Origin of the sequence: Nocardia sp. NPDC049707, assembly GCF_040674855.1 — a bacterium.
Classification (GTDB): Bacteria; Actinomycetota; Actinomycetes; order Mycobacteriales; family Mycobacteriaceae; genus Nocardia.
Genome location: NZ_JBFANN010000018.1, coordinates 37,232 through 52,201, shown reverse-complemented (window position 1 = coordinate 52,201; position 14,970 = coordinate 37,232). Strand labels below are relative to the sequence as shown.

Annotated in this window: 17 protein-coding genes; 7 read left to right on the top strand and 10 right to left on the bottom strand. The window is 64.8% G+C overall.

The window, feature by feature from the left end; all coding sequences use genetic code 11:
• Window positions 1-27: 27 nt before the first annotated feature.
• On the bottom strand, window positions 28-831 hold the full coding sequence (locus tag AB0J29_RS17935; protein ID WP_364786780.1) for an SDR family NAD(P)-dependent oxidoreductase: 804 nt from the start codon (window positions 829-831) through the stop codon (window positions 28-30).
• 200 nt (window positions 832-1,031) lie between these two features.
• On the opposite strand from AB0J29_RS17935, the gene AB0J29_RS17930 reads away from it, so the two are divergent.
• A complete protein-coding gene (locus AB0J29_RS17930; protein WP_364786777.1) occupies window positions 1,032-1,670 on the top strand; it encodes a TetR/AcrR family transcriptional regulator in 639 nt (212 codons plus the stop codon).
• A gap of 214 nt (window positions 1,671-1,884) precedes the next feature.
• Here AB0J29_RS17930 and AB0J29_RS17925 read toward each other — a convergent pair whose 3' ends face one another.
• Complete coding sequence (locus AB0J29_RS17925; protein WP_364786774.1) at window positions 1,885-2,397, bottom strand: DNA starvation/stationary phase protection protein; 513 nt, start codon at window positions 2,395-2,397, stop codon at window positions 1,885-1,887.
• 288 nt (window positions 2,398-2,685) lie between these two features.
• Between AB0J29_RS17925 and AB0J29_RS17920 the strand changes: the two genes are divergently transcribed.
• Complete coding sequence (locus AB0J29_RS17920) at window positions 2,686-3,381, top strand: cupin domain-containing protein (protein ID WP_364786771.1); 696 nt, start codon at window positions 2,686-2,688, stop codon at window positions 3,379-3,381.
• 165 nt (window positions 3,382-3,546) lie between these two features.
• On the opposite strand, the gene AB0J29_RS17915 is transcribed toward AB0J29_RS17920, so the two are convergent.
• The 3 genes from AB0J29_RS17915 to AB0J29_RS17905 all read right to left on the bottom strand — a co-directional run bounded on the left by AB0J29_RS17915 (window position 3,547) and on the right by AB0J29_RS17905 (window position 7,254).
• Entirely contained in the window at window positions 3,547-3,879 is a 333-nt protein-coding gene (locus tag AB0J29_RS17915; RefSeq protein ID WP_364786768.1) for a hypothetical protein, read from the bottom strand.
• A gap of 84 nt (window positions 3,880-3,963) precedes the next feature.
• Entirely contained in the window at window positions 3,964-4,710 is a 747-nt protein-coding gene (locus tag AB0J29_RS17910) for an OB-fold domain-containing protein (protein ID WP_364786925.1), read from the bottom strand.
• A gap of 231 nt (window positions 4,711-4,941) precedes the next feature.
• Entirely contained in the window at window positions 4,942-7,254 is a 2,313-nt protein-coding gene (locus tag AB0J29_RS17905; RefSeq protein ID WP_364786765.1) for a LuxR C-terminal-related transcriptional regulator, read from the bottom strand.
• A gap of 458 nt (window positions 7,255-7,712) precedes the next feature.
• Here AB0J29_RS17905 and AB0J29_RS17900 point away from each other — a divergent pair, with 458 nt between their 5' ends.
• Both AB0J29_RS17900 and AB0J29_RS17895 read left to right on the top strand, forming a co-directional pair.
• Window positions 7,713-8,585, top strand: a complete 873-nt coding sequence (locus tag AB0J29_RS17900; protein ID WP_364786762.1) for an alpha/beta hydrolase — start codon at window positions 7,713-7,715, stop codon at window positions 8,583-8,585.
• A 48-nt stretch (window positions 8,586-8,633) separates the two neighbouring features.
• Entirely contained in the window at window positions 8,634-9,935 is a 1,302-nt protein-coding gene (locus tag AB0J29_RS17895) for a DUF3533 domain-containing protein (RefSeq protein WP_364786759.1), read from the top strand.
• Window positions 9,936-9,945: 10 nt separating this feature from the next.
• Here the strand turns inward: AB0J29_RS17895 and AB0J29_RS17890 are convergent, their stop codons facing one another.
• The 5 genes from AB0J29_RS17890 to AB0J29_RS17870 all read right to left on the bottom strand — a co-directional run bounded on the left by AB0J29_RS17890 (window position 9,946) and on the right by AB0J29_RS17870 (window position 13,989).
• Window positions 9,946-10,725: a transglycosylase SLT domain-containing protein gene (locus tag AB0J29_RS17890; protein WP_364786756.1), complete on the bottom strand. Its 780-nt coding sequence runs from the start codon at window positions 10,723-10,725 to the stop codon at window positions 9,946-9,948.
• Window positions 10,726-10,784: 59 nt separating this feature from the next.
• Window positions 10,785-11,084 carry a hypothetical protein gene (locus AB0J29_RS17885; RefSeq protein WP_364786753.1) on the bottom strand — a complete coding sequence of 100 codons (300 nt, stop codon included), beginning with the start codon at window positions 11,082-11,084 and terminating at the stop codon, window positions 10,785-10,787.
• 101 nt (window positions 11,085-11,185) lie between these two features.
• A complete protein-coding gene (locus tag AB0J29_RS17880) occupies window positions 11,186-12,256 on the bottom strand; it encodes an alpha/beta hydrolase family protein (protein ID WP_364786750.1) in 1,071 nt (356 codons plus the stop codon).
• A 90-nt stretch (window positions 12,257-12,346) separates the two neighbouring features.
• Window positions 12,347-13,402 (bottom strand): alpha/beta fold hydrolase, encoded by a 1,056-nt coding sequence (locus AB0J29_RS17875; protein WP_364786747.1) that lies wholly within the window; start codon window positions 13,400-13,402, stop codon window positions 12,347-12,349.
• 317 nt (window positions 13,403-13,719) lie between these two features.
• Window positions 13,720-13,989 carry a hypothetical protein gene (locus AB0J29_RS17870; protein ID WP_364786744.1) on the bottom strand — a complete coding sequence of 90 codons (270 nt, stop codon included), beginning with the start codon at window positions 13,987-13,989 and terminating at the stop codon, window positions 13,720-13,722.
• A 47-nt stretch (window positions 13,990-14,036) separates the two neighbouring features.
• On the opposite strand from AB0J29_RS17870, the gene AB0J29_RS17865 reads away from it, so the two are divergent.
• From AB0J29_RS17865 to AB0J29_RS17855, 3 genes are read left to right on the top strand one after another with little or no spacing between them, the layout of a single operon-like run.
• The gene (locus AB0J29_RS17865; RefSeq protein WP_364786741.1) at window positions 14,037-14,264 is read left to right on the top strand and encodes a glyoxalase superfamily protein; all 228 of its coding nucleotides are present in this window, start codon (window positions 14,037-14,039) and stop codon (window positions 14,262-14,264) included.
• Window positions 14,248-14,445, top strand: coding sequence for a glyoxalase superfamily protein (locus AB0J29_RS17860; RefSeq protein ID WP_364786738.1), 198 nt, complete (start codon window positions 14,248-14,250; stop codon window positions 14,443-14,445). The genes AB0J29_RS17865 and AB0J29_RS17860 overlap by 17 nt, the downstream gene beginning before the upstream one ends.
• Before the next feature lie 46 nt (window positions 14,446-14,491).
• Window positions 14,492-14,953, top strand: a complete 462-nt coding sequence (locus tag AB0J29_RS17855) for a DUF2752 domain-containing protein (protein ID WP_364786735.1) — start codon at window positions 14,492-14,494, stop codon at window positions 14,951-14,953.
• Window positions 14,954-14,970: the final 17 nt, after the last annotated feature.

Genomic DNA, 14,970 nt, shown 5'->3' with positions numbered 1-14,970 from the left:
ATCAGACCTTTCGATGTCGTTCGGTTCTCACATGCCCATGCCGCCGTCGACCGCTAGGCCGGCGCCGGTGATGAAGCGGGCAGCGTCGGAGGCGAGGAACACCACCGCATCGGCCATATCGGAGACCTCGCCGAGCCGTCCCTGCGGAGTCAGGTCGACCACGGCGCCGACAGCGGCCTCGGCGCTGGGGAACAGACCGATCTCGGCGACGTCGTTGGCCAGCCCGGTGCCCATCTCGGTCGGGACCAGCCCGGGGTAGACGCAGTTCACTCGGACGCCGTAGCCGAGCTTGCCGGATTCCATGGCGGCGACACGGGTGAGGCGATCGATCGCGGACTTGCTCGCCGAGTACACACCGATGCCGGGGAAAGCGATGGTGGCCGCGACCGACGCGATGTTCACGATCGCCCCACCCCGGCCGGCCGCCCCGCCGGGACGCATCGCGCGAAAGGCGTGCTTGATGCCCAGCGCTGTGCCGAGGACGTTCACCTCCAACATGCGACGCGCGTCGTCGGGATTCAGATCCACCAGCAAGCTGGTGACCTCGATACCCGCGTTGTTCACGACGATGTCCAGGCCGCCGAGCGCGGCCACGGTGTCGGTAACGGCTTGCTCCCAGCGCGCGTCGTCGGTGACATCGAGCGGAACGAATTCGGCGACGGCACCCCCGGCGCGCAGCGCTTCGACGGTCTCCTTGCCGAGGTCCTCCTGTACATCGCCGATCGCCACGGCGGCACCGGCGCGGGCCAGCGCGTCAGCCATTCCGGCGCCCAATCCGCGTGCGCCACCGGTTACCAGGGCTCGGCGTCCGGTCAGGTCGTACCCACTCATCCGACATCTCCTCCTCGAGATGACTTGTGCGGCACGGGGTCATGCGGCGCCCCGTCCGACTGCGACGTCGATCACAGTAGCGCCGCGTTTTGACAGTCGTCAAGAATTCTTTTGACGACTGTCAAGATGCTGCGGTCGGGTTTTGCCGCCGCCGCGATAGACTGGGGCGTCGTGCGGAGATGCCGAGGGGAGAAGTGACGGTGACCGAGGTTGTCGAGACCAAGCGGAGTCGCGTCGCGCGCAGGCAGGTCGACAAGTTCGCGGAACGACGCGCACAGCTGGCCGCAGCAGCGCTACACACCCTCGCTGAGCTCGGGTACGCCCGGACCAGCCTGCGCGAGATCGCACAGAACTCGGAGTTCACCCACGGCGTCCTGCACTACTACTTCAGCGACAAGGTCGAACTCATCACCCATGCGGTGCGCCAGTACGAAGCGGTGTGCGTCACCCGCTACGACGGCATCGTGGAAACCGCGACCACGGCCGATGGGTTACGGCAGGACTTCGGCGCCGCCATGGCCAACACGCTCGACATCGATGCTCCGCTGCACAGGCTCTGGTACGACCTGCGCAACCAGAGCCTCTTCGAGGAATCTTTCCGCGCCGACGTCATCGAGATCGACCGACGCAGGGAGCAGATGATCGACAATGTGGTGCGGCGCTACGCGGATCTGTCCGGCAGACCGCTGACCGTCTCGTCGAGTACGGCGTATGCGGTCTTCGATGGTCTGTTTCAGCAGGCGCTGCTGCACAAGCTCTCCGGCCGCGCCGAGGCCGTCGACGATCTGCGTGCCGCCGCCGCTGACCTCCTCGATCTGGTCACCTGCGACAGTCCGTGAGTTCAGTTGGTGTCCGAAAATGCGCCGGGCGAACGAAGTGTCGAGAATGTGCCGAGGTGGCGGCGCATAGCCCGGCCGCCGGGCGTATTACCCGTTGTGGGCATCGCAGTGGATTATCGGGCCACGACCAGGCCGGGACCGGTCCGGGCGTCCGATAGCATGCGACCCGCCGCGAGCTGGCAGGCCGGCGGCGGGTCGTTGGGGGTGCGGGCGGCTAGACCTTACGGTTCTCCGACTTGATCATCCACGCCAACTTCTCCAGCGAGTCGATGACCTGGTGCAACAGGTCGCTGGTGCTGGGGTCTTCGGCGTCGACGGCATCGTGTACGGCGCGGATGGTGTCGATCGCCGCGTAGGTCCGCGTCGTGATCAAATCGACGACGTCGGCGGTGTTCACCTCATTGGCAGGGAACGGCGGGAGGCTCGTCGTCGCCGCGATGGTGTCGGATCGGCCGTCCGGGACCGCGTCGAGGGCGCGCATCCGCTCGGCGATGGTGTCGCTGCTCTCGCGGGCCGCATCGACGAGTTCATCGAGTTGCAGGTGCAGGTCGCGGAAGTTCGAGCCCACAACATTCCAGTGGGCCTGCTTGCCTTGCAGGTGCAGTTCGATGAGATCGACGAGTACGCGCTGCAGATTGGTGGCGAGCCGGGGGGAAGCGGTGAAATTCCGGACATCATCGGCAAGACGACGATTGCTGCGTTGCTGGGTCCGAGTTGCTGCACTCATAGGTGTACTCCTTTTTCTGGATCCTCCATTGAGAACAACCACCACTTTAATTGGAATGATTCCAGATTGCACTGTTGTGCGAGTCACTGACCTCGGTGGGAGCCGCTCGGCCACCATGTCTTCATTGTAGTTGCTGGCCGTATGCTGGAGAGCCAACGCGCCATGCCGCGGCATGGGACTGCGCTGGCGCCGTCGGGGTGTCCTGCTGACGTTGCGAAGTAGCGGGACATATGCTGGCGAACGCTGCAGCGTCGCTGCCTACCCTGTCCGCCGTGCAAACGGAGGCGTATGTCAAGCGAATCCGAACCGGAAACGACCGGAGTCAACCGGCGCGCGGTGATCGGGACCGGCGCCGCGGCGCTGGGGGGAGCCGCATTGGGCGCTGGGCTGCTGGCGGCTACCGGCTGCGCGGACACCGCCGCGAGCCAACTGCCGAACACCGGTGAGATCGTCGAGAATCTGCAGAACTCCACGCACCTGTTCCATCTCACCTCGGCGGACCCGGAGCGTTTCGACGGCGGCACCCTCCAAGGCGCCCACGAGGGCAGCTTCCCGGTGCTGGCCGGACAGCATGGATCGGTCTACTTCGTCCGACTGGAGCCGGGCGGGATCCGCGAACCACACTGGCACCCGAGCGCCTGGGAAATGAACTACCACATTTCCGGAACCGCGAAATGGACCATTCTCGGCACCCATTCCGACGGCAGCTATCGCACCCAATCCTTCGAAGCCCACCCGGGCGATCTCGTGTTCGCGCCGCAGGGCTTCTTCCACTACTTCGAGAACGCCCGCACCGACGCACCTCTCGAGGTGCTCATCGTGTTCAATACCAGCGCTGCGGAAACCAACGATGACATCGGCATCCTCGCCGCGATCAACTCCATCCCACGCTCAGTGCTCGCCACCGTGCTCGCCATCCCGGAATCCGCCTTAGCGGGCATTCCCACGGATATCAAACCGGTTGTGGTCACCAAACGACACTGACGGTGATTGCCACGCCCGCACCGACATTCATGGGCGATGCGGCCTGCAGTGGGCGTGTGGTCTGCGGGTCGAGCCGACGCCCCACACCCCGCGACGAGGAGCTTCATCAGCCACTCGAGCGCCCAGAATCGCTGTGTCACATGGGTTTCAGTAGGTGCCGACCATTCATTGATCCGATGACGGGCTACCGCTACGACGAACCGGAGAATGCCGATACGGTGCAACGCCGATGTTGGCATCGGATAGCAGTTCGGCCAAACCGACTTCCAAGTGCTCGGCGGTCCTGCGCAGGCCGATCGCCACCGTCCGCGCTGGTGTGTCCGCGCTGCTTTCTAGTCGGATCGGGGCGATGGCCATCCCGTCGATATCGATGCGACAGATGTAGGCCGGCCCCTCTGCCGATTGGTCTGGGCGGGGCCTCCCGATCGTGACGAGGACCCGCTTGCCACCCACGGCGAGGGTTCTGGTGGCCAAGACCGAACCGCTCCCGGAAGTCATAGCGCCACACTATGGCTGCCCCGTGGATTGCCTGCCATTCCTACCGCGTGGCGACACGCCCATGCGCCCGCGGCCGATGCCGAGCTAGTGCTTGGCCTCGTCCAGCATCCGGGCCGGGGGCGCGGTCGGAGTCGCCTGCCACGCCTGGGTCAGGGCGTCCTTCAAGTGCCGCTTCACCCCGCGCACCTGGACGCTATCGGTCCGCCGTGGGTCCAGCGCCTCCTCCATCATGTGCAGAAACCGGCGACGGGTGACTCCGAAGGTTACGAGCAGCTCGCCGGCGGTGGCGCCGCCGAATGGCGCCCATCGGATCGCAAAACTGATCAGGGCTTTCGCCGCCGCGTCCAAGGCCTTCGTGTCTTCCATGAATTCACACTCGCGCAGCGATGTCCGCACCCACCACTGGTCGTAGCGCGGCTCGACCTCGTGACGATGCGCCGACTGCACAGCGTTCGATGCACTTCGGCACTGTGGCGCGGGGCGAAGGCCGCCGTCCGAATCGGGCGTCGCGGGGCAGATAGCGAACACCGGGAACCGATCTACTCGAGGACGCGGCTCGAATCGCACCCGTACCGGCAGCTTCGAGCCCGGTGCGACATCCCCTTCGATCGTCGCGTACACCCACGGGCCCTCGTCGAGTTCCACGATGGCGATTGTCAACGGCATCACCTGGGCGTGCGGACGGCTCATACTCCGGTGTACGAGCCGCCACGACACGATCGAACCGAGACCGGACGATGGCGACCACTCGAGGTCCCAGGTCCGACACGTCGAACACTCGGCCGTCAGCGGTGCGAACAACTTGCAGCAGCGCCCACAGCGCCGAATCATCATGGTGGGTTCGGCCCCGGTGAGGATGCCGCTCGACTCGTATCTGTGCTCGGACATGTATCGCCTCGGTGTGATAGCCATGAATGCTGTCCCGACCCAGCGTCTGCGCTGTGGCGTCCGAATACGACCGTAGAATTACCCATTTTTGCCGAATGGGTCCTACCCACAGACATCGTATGCCCAGGTCGATACCGCATCGGCCCGTCTTGTCCGCACCGCGGTCGAGCAACGTTACGGCTGTCGTTGTGCGCGCGCGGTCCAGGCGGCTATCTGTGCTCGGGAGGAGTAGCCGAGTTTACAGAGGATGTTTTCCAGGTGACGGTCGACGGTGCGTGTCGAAAGGACGAGCTGTTGGGCGATCTTCCGGTTGCTGAGACCCTGTGCGACGAGCTCGGCCACTTGCCGCTCGCGGGCGGTGAGCATGGTGTCTTCCCGCTCGTCCGGCTCCTGGGCGGTCTGGCTGGGGTCGAGTGCGTAATGGATCGCTTGGGCGTGGTCGAGCGCCGCGCCGCGCGCTCTTTCCGCGCGCTGCACTGCCTGCCGCAATGACTGATCGAGAGTGTGCTCGCAGGCCGAGTGCTGGGCTTCCAGATGTGGTCCGAACACCGCGATCGAGGTGCCGATGCGGTGCCACACCGATCCGACCGCGCCCATCAGTCCGGCCGCGTGCCGGTATTCGCCGCGGGCGGTGGCGATCCAGGCCAGCAATTCCATCATCAGCGCCGTGCCCACGTGGTCATTGAATTCGCGCTGGATCTCCAGTGCGGCACGGGTCGAGTCGACCGCGGTGTCGTATTCGCCACGGAGGAACTGGTCGTAGCCGAGGGTCCAGAGCGAATAGGACTTCGTCCACCGCTCGCCGCGCTGGTCGGCCAATGCGATGCCCCGGTGGGCCGTTACACCTGCGCTGCGGTCACCGGCGTTCGCTTGGGCCAGGGCGAGCTGGAACAGCGTCATGCAGACCACATCATCGTCGTCCGAGTAGTCCGCGACGGTCTTCTCGAAGGCCGCGATGGCCGATGTGAGGTGTCCGGGGAACATCTCTGTCGTGCCGCGCAGACAGCTCACCCAGCCCAGCGCGTGCCGGTCGCCCACCGCCGCCGCTGCCGCCGCGCATTCGTCGAGCGCCGCCGTGGCCGCTTCGAATTCGCCGAGCAGCAGCCGCACCCATCCCGCGACCCACAGTGCGGAGATCCGCTCCGGGCCGGTTTGGTCGGCGACCCGCAGCGCCTTATCGGTCCACCGCCGTCCCTCACCGAGGAACCCGTCGGCGCACCAGTGATAGCGCAGGGCGGTGACCAGCGCGAGCGCCTCGTTGGCGGCCGTTGGCGTGCTCGTCGCCCACTCAAGCGCCGCCTGCAGGTTGTCGCGCTCGGCGCGTAGCTCGGCCAGACCGGCCGCTTGGCCCGGTCCGTTCCAGGCTCCGGCGATCCGCTCGGCGAGCGCGAGGTAGTGGTCGCAATGCCGCTTGCACAGGGCGCCGGTCTCGTCCCGCTCGGCCAGCCGGTGCCACCCGTATTCACGGATCGTTTCCAGCATCCGATACCGCGGCGGGCCGTCGGTCGGTACGGGCGCCAGGATCGACTGCGCGACCAGATGGTCGATCAGGTCCAGAATGCGTTCCCGCGGCAGGTCGGAACCAGCGCATACCCCTTCGGCCGCGGCCAGGGTGAATCCGCCGGTGAACACCGACAGCCGCGCCCACAGTAGCTGTTCGGACGGCTGGCACAGCTCATAGCTCCAGTCGATCAGGGCCCGCAGCGTCCGCTGGCGCGGTACCGCGGCCCGGATGGACCCGGCCAACAGCATGAACCGGTCCTCTAGTCGGTCCAGGACCGCGGGGAGCGACAGCGACCGCAGCCGGGTCGCGGCGAGCTCGATGGCCAGCGGAATCCCGTCCAGCCGCTCGCAGACTCGCACCACCACATCCGCATCACGTTCGGTCAGGGTCAGCTCCGGGCGCACCGCCCGAGCCCGCTCCACCAGCATCGTCGGGGCATCGTAGGCGGCCAGCGCCCCGAGGGTGACCGGAAGGTAGGGGCTCGGCATCGACAGCGGTGGGACCGTGTACACGTGCTCGCCCGCGACGCCGAGCAACTCGCGACTGGTGGTAAGAATCCGCAGCCCGGCACAGGATCGCAGCAGCAGATTGCACAGCGCGCCGCACGCATCCACCAGGTGTTCGCAGTTGTCCAGCACGATCAATGCCTGCATGTCGGTGAGGTGCTCGACGAGCTGCTCCTCGATCGTCCGGTTCGATACATCCAACCCCAGGCTGGTCAGCACCGTCTGCGCCACCAGATCGGCATCGCCGACGCCGGACAGGTCGACAAGCCACACCCCATCCGGAAACGATCGGCCGGCAACGGCCGCGACCTCGCTGGCGAGCCGGGTCTTTCCGACACCGCCCACACCGGTGAGCGTGACCAACCGTGCCGTCGCGAGCAACTCCCGGACCTCGCGGATCTCCCGTTGCCGTCCGACGAAACTTGTCACCGCGAATGGCAGGTTACCGACCACGCGAGTGGGCTTACTTCGCCCCATGAAACCCAATCTAGCCGTGCCAGGGGCTCGGCGAGGGTCCGATGTGTGCAGGTCGTCGCCGAAGTGATAGCTACCGGATCGCCCTGGCCTGCGCGCTGGGCGTTTGTGCCCGAGTAGTGCCCGACGGTGCGTCCGAATGTCGACGCAACCTACGCGAGCTGTGTAGGTGGGTGCCGAAGTGGGTGTTTTTACCCATGCCGGCGGGTGACGGATCTGTAACGCTGGTAACAGTGTCCTATAACGCTCAGGTAACAGTCGTGAGCAGGAGGTCGACCTTTGATATCGCACCGTGTGTGCCCAATTGATGAGGGTTTCGAATGGCACAAGCCACGCCGGTGACGGCTATCCCGTGGCCTGAAGCGTCACAACCGATCGTTGAAGAATCCAACCAGGCAAGTATCGGGACCCGAATCGCCCATCCGCTACTGCGCGGCACCGTCGGGCTCGGATTGGCAGCCATGACGCGGATAGCTGGCTGCGGCCCGCTCGAGCTGCTCCGGCTCGGCCGTCTCATCGACCTGCCGGCCGCCGTACTTGTCCCCCCTCCGAACGGCACCGAACGCCGGACCGTTCGGTCGGGCAACGTGCGCGCCGAATGGTTGTGGCACGACGATCTCGCCGACCCGCGGCAACAACGTGATTCAGCATTGCTGTACTTCCACGGTGGCGGGTTCTTCAGCTGCGGCCTGAACACTCATCGGCGCCTCGTCGCCCAAATCGGACGTGCCAGCCGAATGCCCGCGTTCAATGTCGACTACCGACAACTACCTGGAGCGCATTTCACCGAAACTCTCGATGACGCCGTCGCGTCTTATGAGTACCTCCTCGAACAGGGATTCCAACCCGAGCGCATCATCGTCTCCGGTGACTCGGCCGGCGGCGGGCTCGCCTTCCGGCTGGCGCTGGCGACTCGGGAATACGGATTGCCGATGCCCGGCGGCATCTCCGCGATCGCACCATGGGCCGACTTCGATTCGACGATCCGCAACACCCACCCCAACCGGCACCGCGATTCCTATCTACCTACTCAGGGCATAGACATGATCGTGCGGCGTGGCGTTGCCCGCGACGGCGAACTCGACCCGACATGGTCGCCGGTCAACCACGATTTCACCGGTCTACCACCGGTCTTGATTCAGGTCGGCTCCACCGAATGCCTGCTGCCGGACGCCGAGATGCTGGTCGAACGCTGTGCGCAAGCGAACGTCCCGGTGCGGCTGCAAATCTGGGATCGTGCCCCGCACGTCCATCACCTCGCCGCGGATCTGCTCGCCGACGCCCGAGCCGCGATCCGTGACCTGGGACACTTCCATCGCCAGATCCTGGCCTGACCTGGACCTGAAACACAGTCCAGCAATCACTCCGTTTACGGTGCTGTCATGACAAACCCGCAAGAGGTTGATCAGACGAGCTCGCATCGGGTGCGCGCGCGGGTCTGGCTTGGGCCCGCTGTGGTGGTGTCGCTGCTCATGGCCCTGCTGGCCACGATGTACCTCGCGTATGTGGTCGATCCGGTGAAGCATCTGCACGGTTTTCCGATCGCGTTGGTCGATCAGGACAGCGGGGATGTGATCAGCGGGAAGCCGGCCAATGTGGGCAAGCAGATCAGTGACGCGCTCGTACAGCAGATTCCCAGCGACAAGATCGATCTGCGGGTGCTCGGCATCAACGAGGCACAGCATCAGTTGAACACGGGCAATGTGTACGGGGCGATCGTCATACCGAGCGATTTCACCAAGCGACTCGGAATTCTCGCCACCGCCAGCGTGGTGCCCGGCGATGTCACCCAGCCGATCATCACGGTGTACACCAATCCGCGGACCGGGTCGTTCTCGCCGCAGGTCGTGCAGTCGATCGCCGGAAACGCACTCGCACAAGCGAATCAGACGGTCGGCAAGCAGCTCACCGAGACCGTACGGGACCAGCTGCAATCGGCTGGATCGGCACCGGAACTGGTCGGCCTGAGTCGGCTGATGTTGGCCAAGCCGATCGATGTGGTCGTTGCGCCGTTTCATCCGCTGCCGTCGGGTACGGGCGGCGGACTGACGGCCTTCTTCTACACCATGATGGTGCTGCTGGCCGGATTCACCGGCACCATCGTGATCAATTCGATGGTCGATTCGTCGCTGGGCTTCGCGCCGACCGAATTCGGTCCCTGGTACGTGCACTATCCGCCGACGCCGATTTCCCGGTTGCGGACGTTGCTGCTGAAGTGGGGCGTGGTCACCGGCACCGCGCCGGTCGTGGCCGGGATATTCATGGCGATCGGGCATTGGCTGGGTATGCCGATCGATCGGCCGCTGTTGCTGTTCCTGTACAGCACCTTCGCGATCATCGCGGTCGGTGTCACGGCGCTGTCGGTCGTATCCGCGCTCGGCACCGCCGGTCTGCTGGTCAACCTCATCTTGTTCATCGTGCTCGGCCTGCCCTCCTCCGGCGGCACCATCCCGATCGAAGCGCTGCCGAAATCCGTTGCCCGGCTTGCCGATTTCGAACCGATGCACCAGGTGTACCTCGGCATCAGGGCCATCTTGTACTTCAACGCCGACGGCTCGGCCGGACTCAGCCGCGCGATCTGGATGACCCTGGCCGGCCTGGTCATCGGACTGCTCCTGGGCGGTGTCGTGGCACGATACTACGACTGGAAAGGACTACACCGCGCACCCGCGAAGTCCCGATGACCGCAATGCGTCAGTACCAGTGGTGTCGTTGCCAGAATGCCCAGGCCCCGTCGGGGCCGCCGTAGCGCTCGTTCATGTAGTCGTAGGTCCAGCGGAGTTGGGTGAGCGGGTTGAAGCGCCAGTCCGCACCGTGGGTTCGCATCTTGTCGGCGGGCAGTGCTTGGCCGAGGCCGTAGGCGCCGCTTTCCGGGTTTATGGCGAAGACATCCCAACCGCTTTCGTGCGTGATGACGGCGTCGAAGGCGGGGAACTGATGCAGTGGTACCACCGTCAGGGCCAGGGCCTTGGTGCCGAGACGGATCAGTGAGAGTGCGAGTCCAGCAGCTGTTGCGGCCGAGCTGTATGGGCTGGCAGCAGGGGTGACAGCGATGTCGTCGTCGGTCTCTTCGGCGGAAGCGGTGCGGCTGTCGTTCAGTCCGTCGGCGGCTGTGGTGACGTCATTGTCCAGGTCGCCGGCGGCTGTCGTGCGGCTGTCGTGTCGGCTCGCGGCGGGCGGGAACTCGATGTTGCCATCGGTCTCTTCGACGGACGTGGCGACGTTATCGCCCAGACCATCCGAGGCTGAAGCGGCACCGTCGTTCGGGGCATCGGCGGATGTGGCGGCGCGGTCGTTCAGTCGGTTGGTGGACGTAGTGCCGCTATCGCCCAGAGCGTCGGTGGACATCGCGGCACCGTCGTCCACACTGTCGACGAACGTGACGACGCTGTCACCCAAACCTTCGGCAACGGCTGGACCGGCACAAACTACGAGCGCACCGACCGCGATAGCGGCCGCGACGAAGCGCAGCATCGGCTCACTCCTCAGCTGTGTTTGCCTTCCGTATCGATGGGTGCATGAGCTCATGTGGATCAGCTCGTCCGGATGGTCGAGCCCGGATTCTCTTGCGGCACAGTGCTGATCGGCTGGCCGAGGAGCAGTGGGACGTGGCCGCAGCCGAGATCGAAGGAGGAGCTGACCGTCACGATGGCACTGCTGCGGCCGAGGGCCTTGGTGCTTGCGAGGATCGGTCCGCCGCTGTCGAGGAGCTGGCCGCAGAGGGCGGCGTAGCACATATTCTCGATCTTGACCTGCTGGTCGCCTTGGCCGGCGATACCGCGAAACAGGCCCCGCTGCCCAGCGACCAAGACCGTCCCGCTACCCGACATCATCGAGCCGCCTCCTGACTACGCGTCGAAGTATTCGATGAAGCTATGTCACATCCGTCACGAACCGGACTATTTGGTTACATAGCGTGTCGGTGTCCGACGCGTTATGCCAAGCCGAGTCCGCGCGCGAGTACCGGCCACGAGCGCTTCAATTCGTCTTCCCAATAACCCCAGGAGTGCGTGCCCTGATCGAAGTTATAGGTCGCCGGAATACCGAGCGATATCAGCTTTGCCTGGAGATTCCGCATACAGTAATTGGCGGCTGCTTCGATAACGCCGCCGAGCGTGAGCTGATTTGTCAGTCCATCGAGGCCGGGCTGGACATGTGGTCCGTCCAGCGTGTCATATTTTCCCGGCAGGCCATTGCCCGAGGAAAGGTAGAGCTCGATGCCGCGCAATTTATCGGCGTGCAGATACGGATCGTTTTCCGTCCATTCGGGCGAACCGACCGGGCCCCACATGTTGTCGGCGTTTCCGCCGCCCCAGGCGACCGTGAGCTCCAGGAACCTGGAGCCGATCGGATCGCTTGTCTGTGCGCAGCCGCTGTACGCGGCGGCCGCCCGGAAGAGGCCGGGTTTGACAATGGGCAGGGCCAGCACCGTGGCAGTGGACGCGGAATTTCCCGCGATCGCATTGACTCCGTTGGTGCCCAGCGCGGCATTGATCAGCGGTGGCAATTCGTCGGTGAGATAGGTCTTCCATTTATTGCGTCCGAGTACCGGATCGTCCTTGATCCAGTCGGTGTAATAACTGAACCTGCCGCCGATCGGCTGGACCAGGTTGACGTTTTTATCCGAAAGGAACTCGCGCGCGTCGCTCTGCGCCTGCCATGATGCATCATCCTGACCGCCGCCAGCACCATTCAGTAGATACAAAGTCGGCCGCGGTACGGAGTCATCCGCAGGACGTTGGATTTCTACCGGAAATTCAGCGGACATCGCCGCAGAATAGACCTGAAGTCGGATATTTCGATCGTCGATGTACTCGACGTCGGTTATGCGCGAACCATCCTCCGATGTCGTATCCGTAGAGATATTCGCGGACTTGGTGAACTCGTCGGCTAGTGCAGTCGGCGCTTCGAGCGCCGTACCGACAAGCATCCCCACCATTGCGATGCCGACCATTGATCGCGCACAGCGCGATTTCGGTACCCCTTCGATTACACCCCTGTTCATACCCAAGCTTTTAGCATCAAGATTCCGGCCGATGCCGCAGCGACACGTCGCGGGCCGGTCCGGCACCGGCCCGCGACCAGGTTGATCGGGTCAGCCTGCGGCGGCCGAGCGGGGATCAGCGCGCTCGACCACGTCGGCGAGCAGGGTGTTGAAGCGGTCGGCGGCCTCGATATTGCCGAGGTGGCCGGTGGGCCAGACCTGGTAATCGGCAAGGTGCCCCGCTCGGGCCAACACCTCGACGATCGGGCGGGACATGCGCTCGGGCAGCAGATGGTCTTCGGAGCCCGAGATGACCGTGGTCGGCACCGTCAGATGCTTGACGGCGTCGCCTAGGTCCAGGTCGGCGAGGGCGGCGGCGTGCAGGCCGCGGGTCAACGGGCGACACGAGCGGACGATGCCGAGTGCGAAGTCCACCTCGTCGCGGGTGGCGGACTTGGACATCACCCGGGCCTTGAAGAGCGCGCTGACCGGCCAGCCGCCCGGCAGCGGAATCGGCGCGGTGAGTGCGGTTTCCGCGATGACGAGCGGGACGCGGACGCTGGTGCCGAGTACGGTCACCGGGCGATTGGCCACCATGAGCGGCTTGTTGAACAGCGGCAGCAGATCGGTTTCGTAGCGGATATCGCTGGCCGCGGTATTGGCCATGACGACCGCGCAGGCGCGTCGAGTGACCTGTTCCGGATAGCGAGATGCCCACGCCTGCAGGGTGATTCCACCCATGCTGTGGCCGACGAGCACGGCGCGCTTGCCGAGCGGGAGGGTGGCCTCGAGCACGGCTTCGAGATCGTCGGCCAGCGTCTGGGCGCTCGGGCCGGTGCTGCCGAGGGTGCTCTCGCCATGGCCGCGCTGATCGTAGGCAACCACGCGGTACCGCTCGGCGAATGCGTTGATCTGTGGATTCCAGTACTCGATGCAGCAGCTCCAGCCGTGGATCAAGACGATCACATCGCCCTCGGCGGGACCGTAGGCATGGACTCTGAGCTGGGCCCCGTCCGCGGTGGTGACCGGGATGACTTCGGGTGCGGCGGCGGGCTTGTTGAGCGACACGGTCCGGTAGGTGCGGGACCGGAGTCCGGCACGGTAGGCGGCGGTCAACGGTTCGTCTCCGCGCACCTCCGCCAGCGTCCTCATCGACTTGACCAGCATTCGGCACTCCTTTGTGTCTGCCGCCACAGTACGATGCAAGCTAAGTGCTTGCAAGTGCTAGCACTTCCGATGGCGGAAATCCTGGCACTATCGGGTGGATACCCGAAATTAGGTCGTCCAACAGTCCTCTTAGAAAAACATCGAGCACGAGCCTTTTCTTCCCTGGCTATCGCCTGATCCTGAGCTGCCCGTTACCCCCGCAGCCCGGTTCGTCTTGCCCCCAACTCCCTTGTCCCACCACACAATCGCGCACCCGCTCTAGGGATCAGCCCGGTTTCCGAGCGCCCGAAACAGGTGCGGCAGGATGCGTGACTTGGTCAGCTGGGAGTGAGGAAGTCGGCGATATCCTCGGGCATGACCAGGCAGACCTGATCGTCCGGGTGGAAGTCGCCGGGGACATCGCGACGGTTGGGAGCGCGCACGAAAACGACCACGGACGAGCCGTCGCCGGGGTCGATTTCGACCGCGACCGAGCCGGAGAAATCGCTGTCCGGGGGCGCGTACCAGTGGCCCACATGCCCGAATTCGAGCTTGCGAGCCGCGCTCACCCCGAATCCGTCGAGCCGGGTAACACCAGCTGCGTCCACATCGAGAAATTCTACTCTAGCTGCGGAAATGCCGGAGGGAATCGATCATGTCGGTAGCGGCTGCCAGTATTCCGGGCATGGCTTCCGATGCGGTCCGATTGGCGACGCCCATCCCGGTGCTGCGCATATTCGATAGTGCCAAGGCGTATGAGTTCTACTGCGACTATCTGGGATTCACCGTCGACTGGGAACACCGGTTCGGTGTGAACTTTCCGTTGTACGCGCAGTTGTCGCGGTCGTCGGCGACGGTGCATTTGAGTGAGCATCACGGGTGACGGCACCCCCGGATCGGTGGCGTGGATCGCGGTGGATGACATCAAGGCGCTGCATGCCGAATTGGCGGGCAAGGACTATCGGTATGCGAAGCCGGGATGTCCGGAGGATGGGCCGGGCGGGCCGGGTTTCGAATTGGCCGATCCGTTCGGCAATATATTGCGCTTCGCCCAGCCTGAATAGCGGGTGCGGGGTGCGGCGGCCGCGACTACCTTTGATGCTTGTGGAGATGAGGCATGCGGTACCGGTCGCACCTTATGGCGACCCCCGACCCGAACAGCCGAGGCACACCGGGCTGCGCGCCATGGGATGGCCACTGGTGGCGGCGGGCATCGGCGTCGGATCCGCGGCCCTACTGCATTTCCGGGATCCACACAGCGAAGGCTCCTACGGTATCTGCCCGGTCTACGCGCTGACGGGGTTCTATTGCCCCGGCTGCGGCGGCATGCGGGGCATGCACAATCTGACCGACGGCCGAATTCTCGATGCGATACACAGCAATCTGCTCGTGGTGCCGCTGGTGCTGGCCTTCGTGCTGTGGATCGGTGACTGGTCGATCCGGGCCTGGCGCGGTGAGCGGATGCGACTACCACGCCTGCGCCCCATCACGATGTGGGTGTTCTTCGTGCTGCTCATCGGCTATACGGTGCTGCGCAATACGCCGTGGGGGACCTGGCTCACGCCGGTCTAACCGTTCGGACAGGCTTT